Origin of the sequence: Nakamurella endophytica, assembly GCF_014646215.1 — a bacterium.
Lineage (GTDB): Bacteria > Actinomycetota > Actinomycetes > Mycobacteriales > Nakamurellaceae > Nakamurella > Nakamurella endophytica.
On sequence record NZ_BMNA01000027.1, the window covers coordinates 1 to 952 of the forward strand.

Here is a 952-nt window from a genome sequence, read left to right on the forward strand (position 1 = left end):
GGCGTCGAGTGTTGTAGTGCTCGATCCAGGGGGCAAGGGCGGCGGCGCGCTCGGTGTTGCTGGTGAAGACCTGCCGGTAGGCCCATTCGGTGATCAGGGTCCGGTTGAGGCGTTCCACCTTGCCGTTCTGCCATGGGCAGTGGGGCTTGATGAACTTCTGGCGGGCGCCGAGCGCGGCGCACGTCTGGCGCAGCGAGTACCGGTAGGCCCAGGCGTTGTCGGTCATGACCCGCTCGATCCGGGTAATGCCGTGCTTGGCGAAGTAGGCCGCGGCGCGGTCCAGGAACGCCGCGCAGGTGGTGCCCTTCTCGTCGGGCAGGACCTCGCTGTAGGCCAGTCTGGAGTGGTCGTCGACCAGGGAGTGGACGTAGTCGTAGCCGGCCTTGGCGGCCCGATCGCGAGCGGCGCCGACCGCGGCGCGGCCGTGGGCGCGCCAGCCGCCGCCGTCGGGGATGCGACCGAGCTTCTTGACGTCCATGTGCACCAGCTCACCTGGCCTGCTCCGCTCGTAGCGGGTCGCGGTCTGCTTGGAGGAGCGGATTACCGCCCCGGTGATCGGGTCCAGCGCACACAACCGCGGCTGGCCGCGGCGGGCCAGCACCCGGGAGACCGTGCGGGCCGGGACGCCCAGCTCCGCGGCGAGCCAGTCCGGACCGCGACGCTCGTGGGTCCGCAGCTGCACGATGCGGTCCTCGACCTCGGCTGCTGTTCGGGTCGGGCTGGTGTGCGGCCGCGACGACCGATCGAGCAAGCCTGCGGGCCCCTCGGCGGCGTAGCGGGTGATCCAGGTGCGCACGCACTTGCGGGAGACGCCCATCGCCGCGGCGATGTGGGCCTGCTTCCAGCCGGCCCGGTACCGGTCGACGATCAGCTGGCGGCCGTGGACGGTGGTGCGGGCATTACCGTGGGACACGAGAACCTCCGGGCAGGTGCTGGGCCTTCGACAAGCCAC

Annotated in this window: 1 protein-coding gene; it reads right to left on the minus strand. The window is 71.3% G+C overall.

Annotated elements, in window-relative coordinates; translation table 11 throughout:
* The coding region (locus IEY37_RS21720; protein WP_188945033.1) for an IS481 family transposase at nt 1–913 on the minus strand (913 nt) is incomplete at its 3' end.
* Nucleotides 914–952: the final 39 nt, after the last annotated feature.